We start from the raw sequence: 20,602 nt of genomic DNA on the forward strand, positions 1-20,602 counted from the left end.
GGCAACACACGTTACACTAACTGTGTATATATAGTTATGACGTATGAGATATTGTTTGTCAACATTCTGCCGTTAACTTTTCCTAAATGGTTTTAAAAATTGTCTATAAGTGCGTGTTCAAAAAGGAGGTTAACAAGGACCGAGAATTTCGAGTCGGCGCAGTTTCGAACAGCGGAGAAACAAGCCAACTAGCAACACCGATGCGTCATTGTTACCGAACTTTTGAACAGCCTCAATAAGAAGCTGCAATTTTTATTACGATGGTTCACTTTCATATTTTATCATCATGACCATAATTTCAAGCAAACATACCTTGTTACTTTTTTCTGATAACCTTGTAAATCGTATACCCATCCGATTCTTTTCCTTTAAAACGGAACGGAATGATATTAACAACAGCTACCCACAAATTAAATAATAACAGTATCAGTACATAATTGCTTGGATGAACGTTATAAAAGCCATAACATAAGCCTGCAGCTATTAAACTCATCAATGGCCCAGATCCTGCTATTTTGATCTGCTCAACCGGCTTATATGGAATTTTTCTCTGACTGAAAGCCACACCGCCCAAAAAATAGAACAAACGTATAGTATATACTGTTTTGTTTGACACCATTTGGGTAATAATTCTGCCGGTGCCGATTGTAAGTGTGATTTTATCAGCGCGTACTCGTTTTGCACCGAGAACATGGCCAATCTCATGCATCGCCGTTCCAACAGGTGCAGCAAATAAAATAAGATAAACGAATAAATATATATCCATATAAGTTTGTTATTCTGCGGTGACCCTTACTTCTTTCATAACATCGCCATTTTTCATTGCTTTTGCAAATTCAACCCCGGAAGTTACCTGGCCAAAGACAGTATGGACACCATCCAGGTGCGGCTGTGAATCATGTACAATAAAAAATTGGCAGCTTCCGGTATCTTTTCCGGCATGGGCCATTGAGAGCGATCCTTCCACATGTTTATGAGGGTTGCCTTCTGTTTCACATTTGATTGTGTAGCCGGCATTTCCTGTCCCGGTTCCATTTGGACAGCCTCCCTGACTGACAAAACCATCGATCACACGGTGAAATGTCAAGTTGTCATAAAAATCACTGTTAGCAAGTTTCTCAAAATTTGCAGCCGTGTTTGGTGCTTCATTTGGATAAAGTTCAAATTCAATTTTATTCCCATTTTCCATTATAATATAACCTGTCTTCTGCAAGGTTCACATCCCCTTTTATCAATTTTTTTGAATAACCTCTATATTATTTTAGCTGACCTCTCCGGAGAAAACAACAACATCACTCGTATGAAATATCGTTTTTTACAACATCGTGATAAGTTTCACGTTTAACCACGAGCTTATCATTCCCATCTTCCACAAAGACGGCAGCGGGTTTAGCAAAGCGATTATAATGATTGGCCATTGAATAACCATATGCACCTGTTGAAAAAACAGCTAAAATATCATCACTGTCAATTTCCGGCACTGAAAGATCCCATATTAGCATGTCCCCGGATTCGCAGCATTTTCCGGCCACAGAAACGGACTCGGAAGCCGGCAGAGCTGCTTTGTTTGCCAGGACGGCTTCATATTTAGCCTGATACAACGCCGGGCGTATGTTATCAGTCATGCCGCCATCAACTGAAATATACTTTCGCACGCCGGGTATTTCTTTCATTGATCCCACTGAATACAGCGTTATACCTGCATTACCGACAATTGAACGCCCTGGTTCAATCCATATTTCAGGCATAGGAAGATTGAATGATTCAGACTGATCCTGAACTGCCGTTACGATTTTATTGACATGTTCAGCATAAGACAGGGGCTGATCGTCCTCTGTATAACGAATACCAAAGCCGCCGCCAAGGTTCAGAACTTCCGGAACAAAATTATATTCGGCATGCCATTCAGCTAATTTATGAAACAGTATATCAGCGGAAAGCTGGAATACTTCTGTTTCAAATATCTGTGATCCGATATGATTGTGCAGCCCTTTAAAATTAATTTTTTCGTGTTCGTATAATTGTAAAAATGCTTTATCAGCTTGCCCGTTTTCTAAGCTGAATCCAAATTTGGAATCCTCATTTCCGGTCACAATATATTGATGAGTATTAGGCTCAATTCCCGGTGTTACACGCATCAAGACACTTATGGTTTTATCTTTTTCCTGAAGAATATGACTGATTAGATCAATTTCTTGAAAATTATCGACCACAATACAGCCAATGTCATTATCTATGGCCATTTCAAGTTCTTCATAGCTTTTATTGTTGCCATGCAGATGAATTTTTTTAACAGGAAAATCCGCCAACAGTGCTGTGTACAATTCTCCCTGTGACACAACATCAAGACTCAAGTTCTCCTGTCTGATAACTTGAAGCATTGCAACAGAAGAAAATGCTTTACTCGCATATGCGACCTGCGCGCGTACACCCAGCTCCTGAAAAGTATTGACAAACGCACGGCAATTTTCCCGTATTAACGAAACATCAAAAACGTATAATGGCGTGCCATACTTATTGGCAAGCTCCACGGCATCCATCCCGCCGATTGCTAAATGTCCTGCTTCATTTATTGTATATGGATGATGGTCCAATATCATATTCTATTCCTCCAGTTCCATAACAGTCAATTGCTTCAAATTGATAATCACAAATTCCGTTTTAATCAGATAACACTTCTATCCTGTTAAAGCGTAAAAATACTTTATCATATAAAAACCAAAAAAAAAAGTGAAATCGGCACGGGGAACCCCGGTCAGCACCCGGGCCCTTAACTCGACCGATTGCACTTTTTTCCTGCTATTTCGGCTGTCTGAAGTCATTTTTGGGGCGCACAACACTTGGACGTCGGTTGGAATACGGTATCGGAACACGGAAAATAATCTCTGTCATACCTTTTGCCTCAAAAGGAATAAATGGCCACATATATGGCGTATGCAACGATCTTAACTTGGCCAGATAAAGAATATAAAGGGTGAAGCTGACAGAAAAGCCGGTTAAACCAAAAAATGCCGTTGCAAGGATTAATATAAGCCTGGCAATTTTATTGGCGACACCCAATTCATAACTCGGTGTGACGTATACACCGATGGCACTCACAGCTACATATAAAATAGCCTCCGGACCAAATAATCCAACATCAATGGCGATCTGTCCGATCAGCACTGCTGCAATCAATCCCATTGATGTGGCCAGCGGAGTAGGAGTGTGGATAGCCGCCATCCGCAGAAATTCGATCCCCAAGTCGGCCAAAATAATCTGAACAGCAATGGGAATCGTTCCTTCTTCCTTAGGACCTATAAATGAAAGTTCCCCGGGCAAAAGGTTCGGTTCCAGAGCGAATAGAAGCCATAATGGCAAAAGAAAAATGGAAATCATAATACCTATAAACCTTGTCCAGCGCATTAAAGTCCCTATTAATGGTGTTTGACGATATTCCTCTGCGTGTTGAACGTGATGAAAAAAAGTCGTTGGCAGAATGATGACACTTGGGGAGGTATCGACAATCAGTACGACATGTCCTTCCATCAGATGTGTTGCAGCAACGTCAGGACGTTCTGTATAGCGGACCAGCGGATACGGCCGCCATTTGGGACCGTTCATATATTCTTCCAGCGTTTTATCAGTCATTGTGATGCCATCAATTTCAATCTGGTTGAGTTTGGTTTTTACTGTTTCAATAAGATCTTTGTTTGTAATGTCCTCAATATAACATAAAGTGACATCTGTCTTCGATCGTTCTCCCACTTTCAGCATTTCATGACGAAGCCTTGCATCCCGGATTCTTCTTCTGGTTAAGGCCGTATTTTCAATAATGTTTTCTGTATAACCGTCGCGCGATCCCCTGACAACATGTTCGGTATCAGGTTCCTGCGGTGTACGCCCCGGGTAATTCCGAACATCGACAATAAATGCATAACGTATGCCATCAACGAAAATGACAATCAATCCTGATAACATTTGATCGACTGCCTCATCAAGTGATTCCGTCCGTTCAACCTGCTGATAAATAATCCGATTTTCGATAATTTCCGGCACTTTTTTCATATTTGATTCGTAATCGTTAATTTGAACGAGTTGCCGCATGAGTTGTTGTACAACCGAAGCATCACAAAGCCCGGTGACATAATACAATTGAATTTTTGTTTTTAATATTACCAATTCCCGAAAACCAAAATCGAATGATGTTCCCAATCCAACGTAATCTTTCATATATTGTTCATTTTTATCAATTTTTGCATATATACGACTTTCATTCTTATTTGAACGCATGAAAATCCAACTCTCCAGTTGTTGTATTTGACCGGCTTGTAAAGTTTTAAACTCTTTGGGGCTACTTTTAAACATTGGTCTAAAACCGCTTGTTTATTTTACAAAAATGGTCCATTGGAATAAAGATCCGGCAATTTTACCAAAAACAATGGCCATTAATAACCACAGCAGTTTTTCTTCAAGCCGAATTCGTTTTGACATAATCGGAAATACATTCAGCACTTCTGTTAAAGCGGCGGCTAGCATCCCATTGAAAATCCCGTGAAATACGCCCCAGAGTACGAGCAATATAATAGGCTGATTAAATGATACCTCGGCAAAAGAAAAATAGGTCCCAAGTAATGAACCAAGAATGATGCTTGCGATATAAGCCGGTATGAGCTCAGCCGTCTTGCTTAACTGGATCAGCCGCGGAATAACACCCAACAATGTTAAAAAAGCAACAAAACCGCCTCCTACAGCAATACCAGCAGCAAAACCGATAAGAACTTCCAGCAAGTTAATAACAATATCAGCTATCATTTTAGCTTATTCTCGAAATGACTGAGATATTGATCGATGTTCTGCTGGTAATTAAAGATTTCAACTTCAAGCGGACTGGGTTCTTCATTAATACGCTTCTTAAACCAATGATTAAAAAACAGCAGCATGCCTGCTCCAAGGCCAATCGAGTAAGGAATTTGGATCCATAGAGGGTACTTGCTTCTAACACCTGTCAGCAAAAAATGAAGTTTTTGCTGCACTTCCTGCATGCTGACATCGTAATGAAAATTCATGATCGTCATCGCTGCCCCGATAAAAAGAAGCAACCAGACAAATGAGACAATTAACAGGTTAGGCGATTTCTTATGTTTTTGTATTCTGATAAGAGTATGTGATGGGCCGATAACCTGAAATTCAAGGTTGTTGTACGCTTCATTCAAGTGATCGATAACTAAAAAACTGTCGATAATGACAACATTCCGGTCTTTATTGGTAATACGGTAAATCGGCGTTTTATCCAAATCTTTTTTTAATGGTGAGACAGTGGAAATATACGCGATATCCTCGAGCGTCACTTTTTTTAAATAAGATGTTTCAATATTTTTCTTCATGCGCAAATAGACGATATCTGACATCCGGGCCTCATCCTTTGTAAGATGTTATATCGGTAGTATTAGCTAAGAACTGCATAATTATCACAAAAAAGCTATCCTGATTAAATCATCAGGACAGCTCTTGATTATGGATTCATGTTTATTTTTATATCGTTTAATATCTTCTTTTCGAGTCTTGAAACCTGTACCTGCGATATACCGAGTCTGTCAGCTACTTCTGATTGCGTCCGGTCTTTAAAATACCGCAAATAGAGAATAAGACGTTCTCGTTCCTCCAGACCCCTTATCGCTTCCTGCAGGGTTAATTTATCAAACCATTTCGTGTCATCATCGGCTATCTGATCCAGCAATGTAATTGGGTCTCCATCATTCTCGAAAACTGTTTCATGGATCGAATGTGGTGACTTTGCAGCTTCTTCAGCATGGACCACTTCTTCCGATGTTATATGAAGCGATTCAGCAATTTCCATTACAGTTGGCGTCCGTCCAATCTTTTTTGTTAATTCCTCCCGTTTTTTACGTATTTTATTCCCGGTTTCTTTTAAAGAACGGCTTACTTTCACACTGCCATCATCTCGAATAAACCGCTGTATTTCACCGATAATCATCGGCACGGCATAGGTGGAAAATTTAACATCATAGGTTAAATCAAATTTATCGATTCCTTTTATAAGACCGATACTCCCAATTTGAAATAAATCATCTGGATCATACCCGCGATTGATAAACCGTTGGACAACTGACCAAACAAGCCTGACATTATGTTCGACCAGCAAATCGCGCGCCTGTTTGTCACCTTGCTGGCTTCTCTGGATATATGTCTTCACTTGTTCGTCGGTTAATGATTCATGACGATTTTCATTTTGAACATTTACATCCATAGGCATCCCTATTTAGAGACCGTTTTTTTTGATAGTTGTTTAGTCATATGAACGGTTGTACCATTTTCGGGAGTTGATATAACATCCAGATCATCCATAAAATTCTCGATGATGGTAAATCCCATACCGGATCTTTCCAGTTCGGGTTTCGACGTATAGAGCGGTTGTCTTGCTTCCTCTACATTACCGATGCCGATCCCTTGTCCTTAATGGTCAATTCCACTTCGCCATCATAAAGCACGCAAGCAATGGAAACATGATAACCCGGTTCATTGTTATAGCCGTGGATAATTGCGTTCGTTACAGCCTCCGAAACAACGGTTTTAATTTCGGTCAACTCGTCCATTGTCGGGTCCAGCTGTGCTACAAATGAAGCAACTGTCACCCTCGCAAAGGATTCATTTTCACTTACACTGGCAAATTCAACAAACATTTCATTTTTCATGAAGCCACCCCCAACGTAAATAACGCGTGTTCTTCGTTCTCCTCTAATCTTACAATTTTAAATATCCCTGACATATCAAACAATCGACGAACAGGTTGAGATATGGAACAAACGACCATCTCCCCTCCCAGCTGCAGGACCTCCTTATATCTTCCAAGAACGACTCCGAGACCGGAACTATCCATAAATGATACAGCTTCAAGATTCAAGACAATATGTTTAATGGTGTTGGTATACATCATGTCTTTCCATTCGTTTCTTAAACTTTCTGCTTCATGATGATCCAGTTCGCCAACCATTCTGACAATCAGAACATCCTGTTTAACGTTAAACGAAGTAGTCAACCCCATCTTATTTCCTCCCCATTTTTTCGTTCAAAAAGTGCATGTTCAAAAAGAGGATAACAAGTATCGAGAATTTCGAGGCGGCGCAGTTTCTAGTAGAGCGCACTGTATGCTGTATACCTTTAGATACATGAGCACAAGAAATGCTTCACGGAATCCGCATCGCACACGAGCATTTAGTGGTTTTCTTTTCCAAGGAACAGAGAAACAAGCCAACTAGAAACATCGATGTGTCGTTGTTACCGGACTTTTTGAACAGCCTCTTACAAAGATTACTTCGGCGCAGTGCTTATCAATTCCTGCCTCTTGACAAAAGAAGAAAAAATTCGTTTAGATGCTTTTTAATTCACCATTTTTTGCATGGTTCGTTTTAATAACGTTATATATGTGGCTTTTTTCACATCATGATCAGCAACCAACGGTGTTTTCGTTAACAATTGGTCATTATTTTTCACAACCAACTCACCTATTTTATCCCCTTTACTGAGCGGAAGTTCCACGTTATCTTCCAGGTTTACTGACGTTGAGATATTGTTGTTCTGTTCACCTTTTCGATGAATGGTACTGATTGATTCTGAAGATACAGCATTGACGGAATCCTCTTCGGCTTTCAAGAACTCCAGGGAAGCAATTGTCTCTCCATTGTCATATAAGTTGTTGGTTTCAAAATGATTGAAAGCATAATCAAACATTTTAGTGATATTTGCGTTGCGTTCTTTTGTCGTTTCCGCCCCATTACAACTGCAATAACACGCATGCCTTCTTTTTCACCGGTAGCTGTCAGACAGTATTTCGCTTCATTGGTATAGCCCGTTTTTAAACCATCAGCCCCGGGATACGATTTAACCAGTTTATTTGTATTTACCAGCCAGAACTCTTCTTCTTCACCCTCGCGCAAATAATCATCATATATGGATGTATAATCTGTTATGGATTCATACTTTAATAATTCTTTGGCCATAATTGCCATATCATAGGCGGTACTGTAATGATCGTCCGCCGGAAGTCCGGTCGAATTCCGGAAGTTGGTATTTTCCAGTCCGAGTGCTTTTGCTTTATTATTCATTTCTTCGACAAACGCTTTTTCACTGCCGGCAATACGTTCTGCTAAAGCGACACTTGCATCATTTGCTGAGGCAACGGCTACGGCTTTAAGCAAATCGTTGACGCTCATCTCTTCTCCTGTCTCAAGGAAAACCTGTGATCCTCCCATTGATGCTGCCTGTTCACTGACACGTATCATTTCGTCTTTAGTGATTTTCTCCTCATCAAGCGCTTCCATAATCAGTAATAGAGTCATAACTTTGGTCATACTTGCAGGCGGCAGTTTTTCGTGCATGTTTTTATCAAACAGCATTTTCCCGGTATCACGTTCGATTAGAACAGCTGACCTGGAATCGGGAGCCAAATTCAGTTCCTGCTCTCGGTCATTGTCCGGGCCTTCCTCCCCGAATACTGTTAATGGCAACAATAGCGTTACAAATAAGATGATGCTAGTCAATATCACATGCTTTTTCATTGTCCACCCTCCAACATCAAATATAGTTTTAGGGTTGCCATTTGAAGTTGCTCTTATACACTAAAAAACGCATACTTAAAATCAGTATGCGTTGTATCATTCAGGGGGGTTATTCTGTTATATTGTCATAAATTAATGGCGGTGCTTCAACGGGATCATTCGTGATCATAATACTTTCATATAATTTTTCTTTCACATGCGCTACTTCATCGGTGCTTGCGTGAATCTTCAGTAATGATTCACCTTTGCTGATGTGATCTCCCACTTTTTTGTCGAGCACTATGCCGACAGCTAAATCAATCTCGGAGTCTTTCGTTGCCCTGCCAGCACCAAGCATCATCGCAGCAGTTCCAATATTATCGGCTATGATTTCTGAGATCCTGCCTGATTGCTTGGCAGGAAGATCAAACGTATGAACAGCTTGTGGCAATAAGTCAGTATTATCAACAACACGTGCATCGCCGCCTTGGGATTTCAGAAATTGTTTGAACTGTTCCAACGCCTTGCCGTTATTCAGATTTTCACTGAGACGTTCTCTTGCTTCCTCAAGTGTATCCGCTTTGTTCGCCAACACAACCATTTGGCTGCCGAGTTCCAGACACAATTCTGTCAGATCTTCAGGACCATTGCCACGCAATGTGGCAATGGCTTCTTCAACTTCCAAAGCGTTTCCTATGGCATTTCCCAGCGGCTGGCTCATATCAGAAATGACTGCCATTGTATTGCGGCCAACACGATTTCCGATTGATACCATTGCCCCGGCTAATTCTTTTGCCTCATCAAGCTCTTTCATGAAGGCTCCGGCACCGGTTTTAACATCCAGCACAATGGCATCAGCACCGGAGGCAATTTTTTTACTCATAATCGAACTTGCTATCAAGGGAATTGAGTTTACTGTTGCTGTCACATCACGCAGACTATACAATTTTTTGTCTGCCGGTGCCAGATTACCTGTCTGACCGACGACAGCCACTTTATTTTGGTTAACAAGGTCAACAAATTCGTCACTGGTGATTTCAACATGGAAACCCGGAACTGATTCAAGCTTATCAATTGTGCCGCCGGTATGTCCCAGTCCCCGTCCGCTCATTTTGGCCACTGGCACACCAAGTGAGGCGACCAATGGAGCGAGAATCAAAGTTGTGGTGTCACCCACACCGCCTGTTGAATGCTTATCCACTTTTATGCCGGATATAGCAGAGAGGTCAATTTGGTCACCGGATTCCACCATTGTTGAAGTTAATTCAGCACGTTCTTCTTCCGTCATATCCTGAAAAAATACAGCCATTAAAAAAGCACTGGCTTGATAGTCCGGGATTTCACCATTGGTATAGCCATTGATGAAAAAACGGATTTCTTCACGCGTCAGCTTTTCACCATCGCGTTTTTTTTCAATAATGTCATATATTCGCATAAAATCACCTTTATTCATTAATTTGGCAGTGTACGGATGATTTCTTTAACAAATCGCAGAAAATCCTCACGTACTCGTGCCGTTGTCTGGATTACTTCATCATGCGTAAGCGGCTGATTAAGGATGCCGGCAGCCATATTTGAAATGCAGGAAATACCTAATACACGCAGTCCGGCATGGGCTGAAACAATTGCTTCAGGAACCGTCGACATACCAACAGCATCGCCGCCAAGCGTGCGCAGCATATTAATCTCTGCCGGTGTTTCATATGCCGGACCGGAATTAGCGACATAGACACCTTCCTGAACATCCAATTCTAATTTCACTGCACTATCCTTTGCATGAGCCAAATAGTCTGCATTATACACTTGGGACATATCCGGGAACCGTTCCCCAAGCGTATCATCATTTGGTCCGAGCAGCGGGTTATCTCCCATATTATTAATATGGTCTGTGATCAGCATTAGATCACCTGGGTTATATTGCTTATTAATCCCGCCGGCTGCATTTGTAATCATAATCGAATCGATTCCCAATTCTTTCATAACACGAACGGGAAATGTGACTTGCTGCATCGAATAGCCTTCATAATAATGAAAGCGTCCCTGCATGGCAATGACTTGCTTTCCCTCCAGATCCCCTATGACAAGCTGCCCTTTATGACCGGAGACGGTTGACTCCGGAAAGTGCGGGACATCTTTATAAGAAATTGTCACCGGGTTTTCTATTTCTTCTGCCAGAACACCGAGACCGGATCCTAAAATAAGACCAATTTCAGGACTGGTTGTCAGTTTGTCATGAATATATGCAGTGGCATCTTTTATCATTGTGTGATGCATGAGTTAACCCCTCTCTATTATGAATATACTGTTATTGGTCAATATCATTCAAAAAACTATTTCCATGTTCAGGCATTTGGATATTGAAGTTGTCAGCAACAGTAGCACCAATATCAGCAAATGTTTCTCTTAACGGCAATTCGTTTCCGCCATTCATGTTTGTGTGATAGACCAAAAGCGGCACGTATTCCCTTGTATGATCAGTTCCATGATGGACTGGATCATTGCCGTGATCAGCAGTAATAATCAATAAGTCATCCGCGTTCAGCCGATTTAAGACTTCCGGCAAACGTGCATCAAATGCTTCAAGGGCTTTGCCATACCCTTCAGGATCCCGTCTGTGGCCATATTTAGCATCAAAATCAACAAGATTCAGGAAGTTTAACCCTTTAAAGTCTTTAGCCATCGAATCAATTAATTTCGTCATCCCATCTTCGTTATCTGTGGTGCGGATAGCTTCTGTAACACCCTCATTATCATAAATATCCGAGATTTTACCGAGGGCAATCACGTCGCAACCGCTATCTTCCAATTCATTCATCACTGTATGACCAAATGGCTTAAGTGCATAGTCATGACGGTTAGCTGTACGCTGAAATGCACCGGGCTCGCCAACGAATGGACGGGCAATGACACGGCCAACCATATATTTCTCATCCAACGTTAATTCACGGGCAATTTCACATATTTTATACATTTCATCCAATGGGACAATCTCTTCATGGGCTGCTATCTGCAATACAGAATCGGCGGACGTATAAACAATTAACGCACCGGTATCCATATGCTTCTTGCCCAATTCCTCAATGATTGCAGTGCCCGAGGCAGGTTTATTGCCGATGACTTTTCGTCCGGTTTTCTCTTCCAGCGCTTTAATCAATTCATTGGGAAAACCGTCCGGAAATGTACGGAACGGCTGCTGGATATTCAAGCCCATAATCTCCCAGTGACCTGTCATTGTGTCTTTGCCATTGGAAGCTTCTTGCATTTTAGTGTAATATGCCATCGGTGCATCAGCTTTTTCAATGCCTTTTATTTCTCTGATATTACTTAATCCCAGCTTTGCCATGTTCGGCATATGAAGCCCGTCCATCCGCTCGGCTATATGACCTAATGTGTCTGCGCCTTCATCATTAAACGCTTTAGCATCAGGTGCCTCACCAATTCCGACCGAATCCATAACAATCAGAAATACACGCTTGAAATTTTGCATATTGAATACCTCCCAATAATCATTTTCCCTTTATGATTCAATATTATGTCACCTCACTACTGTTGTAAGATGTCTGACATGTGTCCCGAAAAAATCCTTAATCACTTACCCCTCCAGTGGTACTAAGCCCGCGGATGGTAGGATTGATAGATATCTTTTAACCTGGATTTAGTGATATGTGTATAAATTTGTGTGGTCGATATGTCCGCGTGACCCAGCATCTCCTGTACAGACCGCAAATCTGCTCCGTTTTCCAGCAAATGTGTGGCAAACGAATGTCTTAATGTATGCGGCGTAATCTCCTTTTTTATGCCGGTATCACGTGCAATGCCCTTTAATATTTTCCAGAAGCCTTGCCGGGATAATGGTCTTCCATGCTGGTTAACAAACAGCGCATTTTGATCCTCACCCCGTTTCACAAGCTGGCCTCTTGCCTTCTGCAAATAATCGTCGACAGTTTGTTTAGCCACATCGCCAAGAGGTACGATTCTTTCTCTTGATCCTTTTCCCATGCATTGTACAAACCCCATTGTCAAATGAAGGTCGCTGACTTTTAAAGAAACTAATTCAGTTACGCGCAGCCCTGTCGCATACATTAGTTCAAGCATCGCTTTATTGCGTGTTTTCAAAGGTGTGCCGCTGTTAATCGACAATAAACCCTCTACATCCTGTGATGATAACGCAGCAGGCAGTTTCCGTTCTTTTTTGGGTGTCTCGATATGTATACTTGCGTCATGATCCACAAGTTGTTCCCGGATTAAAAAATGATGGAACCCTCGTATTGAAGAAATTGTCCGTGAGATCGTCGCAGCGGACTTGCCGTCATCCTTCAATTTCTGGAGGAAACCTATGATATCCGTTCTTCCTGCTTCATTCCAGTCTGTTTTTTGGCTTACTTTTTCAACGTACTGCATATAATTTTTCAAATCCCGCTGATAAGATTTTAACGTATTTTCAGATACTCCCTGCTCCACTAATAAATAATGGAAAAAATCATCAAATGCTGGTTTGAGCATAAGCATTACTCCCTAATCGAAGAAATAAGTTCAGCCTGTCAATGATATGATCACCCTCAGTATCATAGACCTTAACAGACGGGCCTTCAGGCGGATCGTATCGATGGAATTGTTCATATTCGCTATGCATGTACCTTAAGCCAATATAGAATAAACATGTGCAAGCTATGAAAATAACAAATACCTTAACTGTATCCCATATCATTCGTTTCATTATATTCTGCCACCTTTTTCATATCTTTTTAACGTTTGCCCCTAATCAAATGGAGCACTCATTATAATAAAGATATGCGAAAAAAAGGTGATAATATACATTATAACGTTAAACAGCCGTGAACGGTCCAGCTATCACCAAAATAACCCATTTTGACGAAAATGTAAATTAGAATTTAAAGCTAAAGAAGTCTGAAGTGTCGCCCTAAGGTGTGCGTCTGGTGGAAGCTATTTTAAAGAAAATCCCAATAAAAAACCTTTTCCCGAGAAGAAAAAGGTGTATATCAGTTATGTTTTTATTAACTTGTTGATTTTATCATCACTTCCTGGCATTCCTTACATATCCCATGGAATGTCAATCGGTGATCTTTTACTTGAAAGCTCCAATTTTTTTCGATGATTTTTTCGACATCTCCCAGGAGATCCTCAACTATTTCCTCAACGGAACCACATTCAGTACAAACAAGATGGTGGTGAAAATGCTCTGCACCCTCTTTGCGAAGATCGTAGCGTGAAACACCATCACCAAAATTAATTTTATCAACGATTTTTAATTCTGATAATAATTCCAGTGTCCGATAAACAGTTGCCAGGCCAATTTCGGGTGCTTTTTCTTTTACCAGCAGATATACATCCTCAGCACTCAGATGGTCTTCTTCACGTTCCAGTAATACCCTGACCGTAGCTTCCCGTTGTGGTGTGAGTTTATAACTTTGTGCGTGCAACTGTTTTTTTATCTGTTCAATTCGGTTTTCCATGGCAACTCTCCTCCCTCTATCCCCAACTTTATTATATGCGCAGAAATAAAACGTGTCAAAATATAATAATTATAATTTGTTATTTACAATAATTATAATTATATAATATTTATTGCTCGTTATAAAGGGACTTTATTAACATTTCCATGGCTTCATTTGCCACATATGCTTCCAAGCCTGCTGCTGCCAGAGAAAATATCATTAGAGATGCGAATACCGCTGCATATCTTCCCAAGGACTTAAGAACAGGCTGGGCGATTCTTCTTGAAAAAAGTTTTCTTAATAATGTCAGGGAAAAAAGCATGGACAGACTTCCGGCGATAATATAAATCGGTATAATAAGCAAATTCTGCGGTGCAATTGAAAGAGATGCAAGAAAAAGACCATCCATCCCGAGCTGGTTAACGATAAACCCAACTGAAAAGCCAACAACCACACCTTTTAAAAACAATAAAATCCAGACGACGGGAAGCCCTACTACAGACAACCCTAAAATAAACAGCATAAACAAATATTTTACATGATACAAAAAGCTGGTTTTCAACACTTCACTGTTGTTAATTTGTTCTTCATCAGCAATGCCGCGAAAAAAACGTTCAAGGTAAAAGAATAAATCTTCCTTTTGGACAAAGTTCATGCTGTTAACGATGACAGCCCCAAAGATAACACCTGTTAAAAACAGGACAGTCATAAAAATATAGATGGTTGCATGTTCTTTTACATGATCGATTAATAGCGTTCGTTTAGTATACATTGGAATCCTCCATCACTCGCAGTAGCAGTTATAGTCTTCTGAGTATTTGTATAGCCTCTAATAGAAACTATGAAGAATTCCAAATGAAAATACCAATTTATTTTGAATGTTTCACTTTAAGATAATGAAACCGTTCCATATTTTCCACCGCCGCCGGCTTTAATTGTTAACTTACCTTCTCTCATATTTATAATTGAATTTGCTAGTTTTTCAGGGATAATTTTTTTCAGTTCATCAAAAGAAGCGTAATGAATCACATTCATTTCTGTCTGAAAATGTTCCAGCAGTTTTGCAAATGTCTTAGGACCAAGTTTTGGTAAATATTCCAGCGGCACCTGATATAAATAAGGCGGCCTGTTCTCTTTTATCTCGTCGCTGTTCTTCAGCTCCTGAATCCGGTCAAATACACCTTTAACAATTTTACGTGAGCCACAATTATGACAGTTGACGGCATCTGTTTCCAGAGGTTCAAGACATTGACTGCAGACGGTTGTGTAGTACTTTCCCAAATGGGGATTCATGCCAAAATTTTTGTTTACAGCACGGCCTTGTACATTGTGCAGCGCCCAGCTGAATTCTTTAAAAGAAGGCTCTTCCATGGTGATTTCCTGATACTCTCTGGCAATTTTCGGAAGTGAGTGCGCATCAGAATTCGATAAAAATGTAAAATTATGGAGTTCTGTGATCTGGTCGGCCATCGATGTATCTGAACTGAGGCCCAGTTCAATTCCATCGATAAGATCCGGGTCAAACACTTCCGTTAATGAGTATTGAACCCCTTTGCCATACATGCTTTTGAATGGTGTAAAAACATGAGCGGGTATAAAAATACCTGAAAGCTCCTTAACCTTATACTGTAATTCTTTAGCTGATCCATAATAACGCTGCGAACTTAAGGTAATGTTCTTCATCTTCGCTGCCAGCCATTTTGAGAACTTGTTCATTTTGTCCATGGTTGGCAAAAAGCATAGGACATGAATTGGTCCCCGACAATTGTTATCATAAACTTCGATTTCTGACCCTGGTATTAAAGTTACATTCTCAAAACGGACGCCCCCATCTTCCAGCTCATAAGCATAACGGGTATTGATAAGTTCCTTAATTTCTTCCTGGACAGCCGGCGCGTGGCTGTCGATTACTCCGGCCATGTGGATGCCCTTATTACGGCTTGCTTCCTTTAAAACATTTGTCAGTGTTAACGTTTTGGCTCCGGTGATCTTGACGGGGTTATGATACATATCCCTGCCAATGTGAATATGCATATCTGCAAAAAATGATGGAAGCATCAGTTACATCCTTTCAAGTGTCTCTAAGTAAAGTATGGCATAGTTCGTTTTCGCATCATGAATCCTTTTATCTGCTGCATACTGTTTTGCTTCTTCCAGGGTTAATTCAATTAATTCGATAAATTCATCATCATCGCCTCCTGCCGGATTCTCCACCGGTTCCAGAGTTTTTGCTATATATAGGTACATGATTTCATCTGCGAATCCGGGTGATGTATAAAATGATGTTACAAATTCCATAGGTTCTGTCACAGTATAGCCTGTTTCTTCTTCTAACTCACGCCGTGCGGTTACTGCCGGCTCTTCCTCTTTTTCCAGTTTCCCGGCGGGTATTTCCACTAATGTTTTTTCCAGCGGCTTTCTGTATTGTTCCACAAACACTATTTTATTATCTTTTGTAATCGGAATGACTCCTACTGCTCCCGAATGTTTAATAAGTTCACGCCTGGAAGTGTTTCCGTCAGGCAGTAAAACATCATCCACCTGCAATTTAACGACCTTTCCATCATATATTTTTTCCGTGTGTGTGGTCTTTTCTTCAAATTTCTTCATTCTAATCATCCCTTTTTGCTCGCTTGTTATTTATTCTATCATATCTTAATAGTTGTACTTATCACAATTTCTTTTCTAAAATAGACAGAGATATTCTAAAGTGGAGGCGATAGAATGAAAAAGAACCGACTGGGACAATCGGATTTACATGTGTCTGAGCTAACACTGGGCTGTATGTCACTAGGCACAGATAGCAAAAAAGCAAGCGAAATGATTGATCGGGCGCTGGATGCCGGCATCAATCATCTTGATACGGCGGACCTTTATGACTTTGGCGAAAATGAAGAAATTGTCGGCAGTGCCATAAAAAATAAAAGAGACCAAATCATTTTAACAACCAAGGTTGGAAATAACTTCGATAAAGCTAACCGGGATTGGTTTTGGGATCCTTCCAAAGAGCATATTGAACAAGGCGTTAAAGATAGCCTGCGCCGCTTGGGGACTGATTATATCGATTTTTACATGCTGCACGGCGGCACGATTGACGACCCGATCGGCGAAACGATTGAAGCATTTGAAAACCTGAAAAAAGAAGGTCTCATCCGGGCTTACGGCATCTCTTCCATCCGCCCGAACGTTATTCGTGAATATGTGCAGCGTTCAAACATGGATGCGGTCATGATGCAATACAATATGCTTGATCGCAGGCCTGAAGAAGACATACTGGGTCTTCTGGACGAAAACCGCATCAGTGTTCTTGCCCGGGGTCCATTGGCAAAAGGTATGCTAAGCGACCGGGCTTCTGACCAAATTGAGAAAAAAGGCAAAGATGGTTTTCTCGATTATTCGCATGATGAACTGAGAACGATACAGCAAGAGCTTAAAAAAATTAACCATGAAAACTCGATGAACACACTTGCCTTAAACTATATTCTGACGCATCCTGCAGTCGCGAGTGCTGTTTTTGGTGCAAGTTCTTTCGGCCAAATTGATGATAACACCCGTTATGATCTCTCACCACTGTCTGATGATACCTATCGCAAAATACGGAAAATCACAAAAGCACTTCAATACACCAGTCATCGGTAGGTTCCTCCTGCGACTATAATCGAAAGCTTTACTGTCAAGAGCGGCATGAAAATATAACTTTCATGCCGCTTTTGCTTTCGGCCTGCGTCTGCAATGGTAAAGAAGTACTTTTAACCCTGTATGGTTCCATAAAATTCCATTGATAATAATCCATCATACTCATATAATATAGGAACAAGAGTTCTTATATTAAGGAGAGAACACTCATGGATTATTCCAATTATCAGCGGAATGATGTGTTATGTATTGATATGCGTTCCTTTTATGCAAGTGTCGAAGCAGTCAAACGAGGGGTTGACCCGATGACTGTGCAGCTGGCCGTCGTAGGAGATGTCAAAAGGCCGGGAAGCATCGTTCTGGCTGCCTCGCCCGCCCTAAAGAAAAAACACGGAATCAGCAATGTCAGCCGTTTTTTTGAACTGCCTGCCGATTCCGATATTGTGGTTGCGCCGGCTCATATGGCGGATTACTTGGAAGTATCGATGGAAATCACCAAACTAATTAATCAATATGTCCCGAAAGAAGCGATTCATCAATATTCAGTTGATGAAGTCTGGGTGACAGTGAATGGTCTGGAAAGATTATTCGGCAACAGATGGCAAGTGGCAGATGCCATCAGACAGGATATCCTGAAAAACTTCGGAATCTCATGCTCCATCGGTATAGGCGACAACAAATTTCTGGCTAAAGTCGTCATGGATCTGCATGCTAAAAAACACGGTATAGCTGAATGCACATATGAAGATGTGGCGGAAAAATTGTGGCCAGTTCCGGTTCAGGACATTTGGGGAATCGGACGCCGGATGCAGCGCAATTTTAACCGAATGGGGATTGTTACTCTTGGACAGCTTGCTAATTTCCCCATGAAACAATTAACCAAACGGTTCGGCATCATGGGTGAACAGCTGTATTGGCATGCATGGGGAATTGATTTAAGCCCTGTGTTCGGCAATTTCACCAAAACAGAACAGAAAGGGTTCGGGCATGGCATCTCTTTGCTGCGCGATTATTCCGCAGACGAGGTTGCCATTTGCATTCTTGATTTATGTGAAGAAGCGTGCCGGCGGGCAAGGAGTGCCAATAAGGCCGGTAAGACCATCCACCTTGGCATCTCATACGCGAAAGAGTCAGGCGGCGGTTTCAGCCGGTCACGATCAGTCAGCCTGTCCACCAACATCACAATGGACGTCTACGATGTTTGTATGCAGTTATTTCATGAATTCTACGATGGCATCAGTGATATCCGGCACGTCTATGTAACGCTTGGTAACCTTTATGAGAATGGTGAAACACAATTGGACCTTTTCGATAACCGCCCCCAGAAAAAAGATATTGGCTATGTTATGGACGCCATTCGTGATAAATATGGATCAACGGCCATACTTCGGGCTTCAAGCTACACAGGTGCAGGCATTGCGATCGGACGGAGCAGCAAAATCGGCGGCCACCAGGCATAGACCGGCTGCGGAGTCGATAACAACAAGCTTTTGGCCGGGCTCTTCGTAAATTTCGCTACTCGTTAACCTTCGTGATGTAAACTGCGAAGTAAGTGCTATGTTGATTTCCGTTCCGGGCAGTCGCGCACCTTAAGGCAACGCTTCAGCTTCCTCGGAAGCAAAAACCGCTTTCTGCTCAGATCTTCAGCCGCCCGCTTTCCCGCAGGAGTCGACCGCCCTCCGCTCCAATCAATGCCGCGATAGCGAAGGAAATACACGAAGACTCCAGCGGGAAAGCGAAGACGTTGAGACCCCACAGCGAGCGTTCTTTGCGAGCGAGGAGGCTCAGCGCGAGCCCTAAGGCGCGCGGCGTGTATTTCTGAAGCGGTAGACAACGCACCAACTTATACCTAAAGTTACTTCGCATTTTATGGATTTTGTATCAAAAACAACAAGCTTTTAGACAACAGCCTTTGGTAAATAAAAAGAAACCGGCTAAGATACCGATTTCCAGTCCAATGGTTAGTAATTTACAACTTCGTAAACATAGATATCACCCTGCAGCCTTTTGCGGGCAAGACCTTCATCCTCAAGATAGTCGAGCTGCCCAATTGTTTCGGACATTGTCAGACTTAATTGTTTTTCGTATTGCTTCGGAAAAATCTGTTTACAAAGGTCAAATGGCGTCTGACGATTGGTCAGTAAGAGCTGATATACTTTATTTGCCCGTTCTTCCTGACGCCGCAGACGCAAGGGTATTATCCTATCTGTATCTGAAAATATTTGACCATGGCCCGGATAAACCGTTTGAATCCCCAGTGAGCGGCACTTGATCAGATTGGCACGGTATTGCAGCATTGGTTTAGGACGTTCTTTGTCCCTTACCGGCGGTTCCAAAAGCGGATTCGGGGAAATATGATGAAGCAAATGGTCGCCGCCGATAAATGCCCCGTCGCTTTCACGCAAAAACGATAAATGAGTCTGGGCATGCCCCTTCGTTTCAATGATTCGCCAATCCTCATGGCCGGGCAGTCGGTTCCCTTCCTCAAGTTTATGCGTCAGCTGAGCCTTCCCCGTAAATTCAATCGTTCCTTGTAATTCACTTGAGCTTGGCATCAATTGCTCCGGTACACCGCAAGCCTTTAAAAACGTTTCAAAAAATTGTTCATACCGGGCCAAAAATGCTTCATCATGCTTCAGCCATAAATCCACATTTTCATGAGCGGCAATCGCCTCAGCCCGGGGAAAGAATTCAATTAAACCCGTATGATCCGGATGATGATGCGTTAAAATAATTTGTTCAACATCATTTGGCTTGTAGCCCAATTCATCTAATTGTATCCTTAGTGCTTCCCATCCCTCTTTTGTCTTAACACCGGCGTCGACCAATGATAATGTGTCGCCTTTAAGCAAATACATGTGTACATCCCCGACCGCAAATGGCGTCGGTATGGTAAGCTGACTGATTGTTTTGTCCAATACTTTCATAATTTGACGGCCTCCAAAAATGAATAGCAATTCAGTTTATGAATGC

The 20,602-nt window shown here is 41.6% G+C and carries 20 protein-coding genes and 2 pseudogenes; 2 read left to right on the plus strand and 20 right to left on the minus strand.

The features are described from left to right. Window positions 1-316: 316 nt before the first annotated feature. The 19 genes and pseudogenes from AOX59_RS04885 to AOX59_RS04975 all read right to left on the minus strand — a co-directional run bounded on the left by AOX59_RS04885 (window position 317) and on the right by AOX59_RS04975 (window position 16,603). Entirely contained in the window at window positions 317-766 is a 450-nt protein-coding gene (locus tag AOX59_RS04885) for a site-2 protease family protein (protein ID WP_068442653.1), read from the minus strand. A gap of 9 nt (window positions 767-775) precedes the next feature. After that, window positions 776-1,189 carry a peptidylprolyl isomerase gene (locus AOX59_RS04890; protein WP_082684289.1) on the minus strand — a complete coding sequence of 138 codons (414 nt, stop codon included), beginning with the start codon at window positions 1,187-1,189 and terminating at the stop codon, window positions 776-778. Between the two features lie 103 nt (window positions 1,190-1,292). Then, window positions 1,293-2,600, minus strand: a complete 1,308-nt coding sequence (lysA, locus tag AOX59_RS04895) for a diaminopimelate decarboxylase (protein WP_068442661.1) — start codon at window positions 2,598-2,600, stop codon at window positions 1,293-1,295. Between the two features lie 199 nt (window positions 2,601-2,799). Further along, on the minus strand, window positions 2,800-4,272 hold the full coding sequence (locus AOX59_RS04900; RefSeq protein ID WP_068442664.1) for a spore germination protein: 1,473 nt from the start codon (window positions 4,270-4,272) through the stop codon (window positions 2,800-2,802). A 93-nt stretch (window positions 4,273-4,365) separates the two neighbouring features. Then, window positions 4,366-4,794: a stage V sporulation protein AB gene (locus AOX59_RS04905; RefSeq protein ID WP_068442667.1), complete on the minus strand. Its 429-nt coding sequence runs from the start codon at window positions 4,792-4,794 to the stop codon at window positions 4,366-4,368. Continuing rightward, window positions 4,791-5,390 (minus strand): stage V sporulation protein AA, encoded by a 600-nt coding sequence (locus AOX59_RS04910; protein WP_068442670.1) that lies wholly within the window; start codon window positions 5,388-5,390, stop codon window positions 4,791-4,793. The genes AOX59_RS04905 and AOX59_RS04910 overlap by 4 nt, the downstream gene beginning before the upstream one ends. Before the next feature lie 104 nt (window positions 5,391-5,494). Further along, on the minus strand, window positions 5,495-6,250 hold the full coding sequence (sigF, locus tag AOX59_RS04915; RefSeq protein WP_068442673.1) for an RNA polymerase sporulation sigma factor SigF: 756 nt from the start codon (window positions 6,248-6,250) through the stop codon (window positions 5,495-5,497). Window positions 6,251-6,258: 8 nt separating this feature from the next. After that, window positions 6,259-6,695: pseudogene (spoIIAB, locus tag AOX59_RS04920) on the minus strand (anti-sigma F factor). Then, a complete protein-coding gene (spoIIAA, locus tag AOX59_RS04925) occupies window positions 6,692-7,045 on the minus strand; it encodes an anti-sigma F factor antagonist (RefSeq protein WP_068442678.1) in 354 nt (117 codons plus the stop codon). Before spoIIAA ends, spoIIAB begins: the two are co-directional and overlap by 4 nt. Before the next feature lie 335 nt (window positions 7,046-7,380). Continuing rightward, a pseudogene (locus tag AOX59_RS04930) lies at window positions 7,381-8,558 on the minus strand (D-alanyl-D-alanine carboxypeptidase family protein). Between the two features lie 109 nt (window positions 8,559-8,667). Continuing rightward, entirely contained in the window at window positions 8,668-9,972 is a 1,305-nt protein-coding gene (locus tag AOX59_RS04935; protein WP_068442681.1) for a pyrimidine-nucleoside phosphorylase, read from the minus strand. 17 nt (window positions 9,973-9,989) lie between these two features. Next, window positions 9,990-10,811, minus strand: a complete 822-nt coding sequence (locus AOX59_RS04940; RefSeq protein ID WP_068442686.1) for a purine-nucleoside phosphorylase — start codon at window positions 10,809-10,811, stop codon at window positions 9,990-9,992. Window positions 10,812-10,842: 31 nt separating this feature from the next. After that, window positions 10,843-12,024 (minus strand): phosphopentomutase, encoded by a 1,182-nt coding sequence (gene deoB, locus AOX59_RS04945; RefSeq protein ID WP_068442688.1) that lies wholly within the window; start codon window positions 12,022-12,024, stop codon window positions 10,843-10,845. 122 nt (window positions 12,025-12,146) lie between these two features. After that, on the minus strand, window positions 12,147-13,040 hold the full coding sequence (gene xerD, locus AOX59_RS04950) for a site-specific tyrosine recombinase XerD (protein ID WP_068442690.1): 894 nt from the start codon (window positions 13,038-13,040) through the stop codon (window positions 12,147-12,149). Further along, window positions 13,021-13,254 carry a DUF4227 family protein gene (locus AOX59_RS04955; RefSeq protein ID WP_068442695.1) on the minus strand — a complete coding sequence of 78 codons (234 nt, stop codon included), beginning with the start codon at window positions 13,252-13,254 and terminating at the stop codon, window positions 13,021-13,023. The genes xerD and AOX59_RS04955 overlap by 20 nt, the downstream gene beginning before the upstream one ends. Window positions 13,255-13,552: 298 nt before the next feature. Next, the gene (gene fur, locus AOX59_RS04960; RefSeq protein ID WP_068442698.1) at window positions 13,553-14,011 is read right to left on the minus strand and encodes a ferric iron uptake transcriptional regulator; all 459 of its coding nucleotides are present in this window, start codon (window positions 14,009-14,011) and stop codon (window positions 13,553-13,555) included. A 109-nt stretch (window positions 14,012-14,120) separates the two neighbouring features. Continuing rightward, complete coding sequence (spoIIM, locus tag AOX59_RS04965) at window positions 14,121-14,765, minus strand: stage II sporulation protein M (protein ID WP_068442700.1); 645 nt, start codon at window positions 14,763-14,765, stop codon at window positions 14,121-14,123. 116 nt (window positions 14,766-14,881) lie between these two features. Continuing rightward, on the minus strand, window positions 14,882-16,051 hold the full coding sequence (locus AOX59_RS04970; RefSeq protein ID WP_068442703.1) for an endonuclease Q family protein: 1,170 nt from the start codon (window positions 16,049-16,051) through the stop codon (window positions 14,882-14,884). 3 nt (window positions 16,052-16,054) lie between these two features. Then, window positions 16,055-16,603: an NUDIX hydrolase gene (locus AOX59_RS04975; RefSeq protein WP_068442705.1), complete on the minus strand. Its 549-nt coding sequence runs from the start codon at window positions 16,601-16,603 to the stop codon at window positions 16,055-16,057. Between the two features lie 114 nt (window positions 16,604-16,717). On the opposite strand from AOX59_RS04975, the gene AOX59_RS04980 reads away from it, so the two are divergent. Beyond that, window positions 16,718-17,632, plus strand: a complete 915-nt coding sequence (locus tag AOX59_RS04980; protein ID WP_068442707.1) for an aldo/keto reductase — start codon at window positions 16,718-16,720, stop codon at window positions 17,630-17,632. Between the two features lie 206 nt (window positions 17,633-17,838). Then, window positions 17,839-19,089 carry a Y-family DNA polymerase gene (locus tag AOX59_RS04985; RefSeq protein WP_068442710.1) on the plus strand — a complete coding sequence of 417 codons (1,251 nt, stop codon included), beginning with the start codon at window positions 17,839-17,841 and terminating at the stop codon, window positions 19,087-19,089. 501 nt (window positions 19,090-19,590) lie between these two features. Here AOX59_RS04985 and AOX59_RS04990 read toward each other — a convergent pair. Continuing rightward, window positions 19,591-20,556, minus strand: a complete 966-nt coding sequence (locus AOX59_RS04990) for an MBL fold metallo-hydrolase (protein WP_068442713.1) — start codon at window positions 20,554-20,556, stop codon at window positions 19,591-19,593. Between the last annotated feature and the right edge of the window lie 46 nt (window positions 20,557-20,602).

Origin of the sequence: Lentibacillus amyloliquefaciens, from assembly GCF_001307805.1 — a bacterium.
GTDB lineage: Bacteria > Bacillota > Bacilli > Bacillales > Amphibacillaceae > Lentibacillus > Lentibacillus amyloliquefaciens.

What these genes read in the sequence shown, in the direction of transcription:
- AOX59_RS04885 (WP_068442653.1), bottom strand. Translation starts at nt 766, where the DNA reads ATGGATATATATTTATTCGTTTATCTTATTTTATTTGCTGCACCTGTT.
- AOX59_RS04890 (WP_082684289.1), bottom strand. Translation starts at nt 1,189, where the DNA reads ATGGAAAATGGGAATAAAATTGAATTTGAACTTTATCCAAATGAAGCA.
- lysA (WP_068442661.1), bottom strand. Translation starts at nt 2,600, where the DNA reads ATGATATTGGACCATCATCCATATACAATAAATGAAGCAGGACATTTA.
- AOX59_RS04900 (WP_068442664.1), bottom strand. Translation starts at nt 4,272, where the DNA reads ATGCGTTCAAATAAGAATGAAAGTCGTATATATGCAAAAATTGATAAA.
- AOX59_RS04905 (WP_068442667.1), bottom strand. Translation starts at nt 4,794, where the DNA reads ATGATAGCTGATATTGTTATTAACTTGCTGGAAGTTCTTATCGGTTTT.
- AOX59_RS04910 (WP_068442670.1), bottom strand. Translation starts at nt 5,390, where the DNA reads ATGTCAGATATCGTCTATTTGCGCATGAAGAAAAATATTGAAACATCT.
- sigF (WP_068442673.1), bottom strand. Translation starts at nt 6,250, where the DNA reads ATGGATGTAAATGTTCAAAATGAAAATCGTCATGAATCATTAACCGAC.
- spoIIAA (WP_068442678.1), bottom strand. Translation starts at nt 7,045, where the DNA reads ATGGGGTTGACTACTTCGTTTAACGTTAAACAGGATGTTCTGATTGTC.
- AOX59_RS04935 (WP_068442681.1), bottom strand. Translation starts at nt 9,972, where the DNA reads ATGCGAATATATGACATTATTGAAAAAAAACGCGATGGTGAAAAGCTG.
- AOX59_RS04940 (WP_068442686.1), bottom strand. Translation starts at nt 10,811, where the DNA reads ATGCATCACACAATGATAAAAGATGCCACTGCATATATTCATGACAAA.
- deoB (WP_068442688.1), bottom strand. Translation starts at nt 12,024, where the DNA reads ATGCAAAATTTCAAGCGTGTATTTCTGATTGTTATGGATTCGGTCGGA.
- xerD (WP_068442690.1), bottom strand. Translation starts at nt 13,040, where the DNA reads ATGCTCAAACCAGCATTTGATGATTTTTTCCATTATTTATTAGTGGAG.
- AOX59_RS04955 (WP_068442695.1), bottom strand. Translation starts at nt 13,254, where the DNA reads ATGAAACGAATGATATGGGATACAGTTAAGGTATTTGTTATTTTCATA.
- fur (WP_068442698.1), bottom strand. Translation starts at nt 14,011, where the DNA reads ATGGAAAACCGAATTGAACAGATAAAAAAACAGTTGCACGCACAAAGT.
- spoIIM (WP_068442700.1), bottom strand. Translation starts at nt 14,765, where the DNA reads ATGTATACTAAACGAACGCTATTAATCGATCATGTAAAAGAACATGCA.
- AOX59_RS04970 (WP_068442703.1), bottom strand. Translation starts at nt 16,051, where the DNA reads ATGCTTCCATCATTTTTTGCAGATATGCATATTCACATTGGCAGGGAT.
- AOX59_RS04975 (WP_068442705.1), bottom strand. Translation starts at nt 16,603, where the DNA reads ATGAAGAAATTTGAAGAAAAGACCACACACACGGAAAAAATATATGAT.
- AOX59_RS04980 (WP_068442707.1), top strand. Translation starts at nt 16,718, where the DNA reads ATGAAAAAGAACCGACTGGGACAATCGGATTTACATGTGTCTGAGCTA.
- AOX59_RS04985 (WP_068442710.1), top strand. Translation starts at nt 17,839, where the DNA reads ATGGATTATTCCAATTATCAGCGGAATGATGTGTTATGTATTGATATG.
- AOX59_RS04990 (WP_068442713.1), bottom strand. Translation starts at nt 20,556, where the DNA reads ATGAAAGTATTGGACAAAACAATCAGTCAGCTTACCATACCGACGCCA.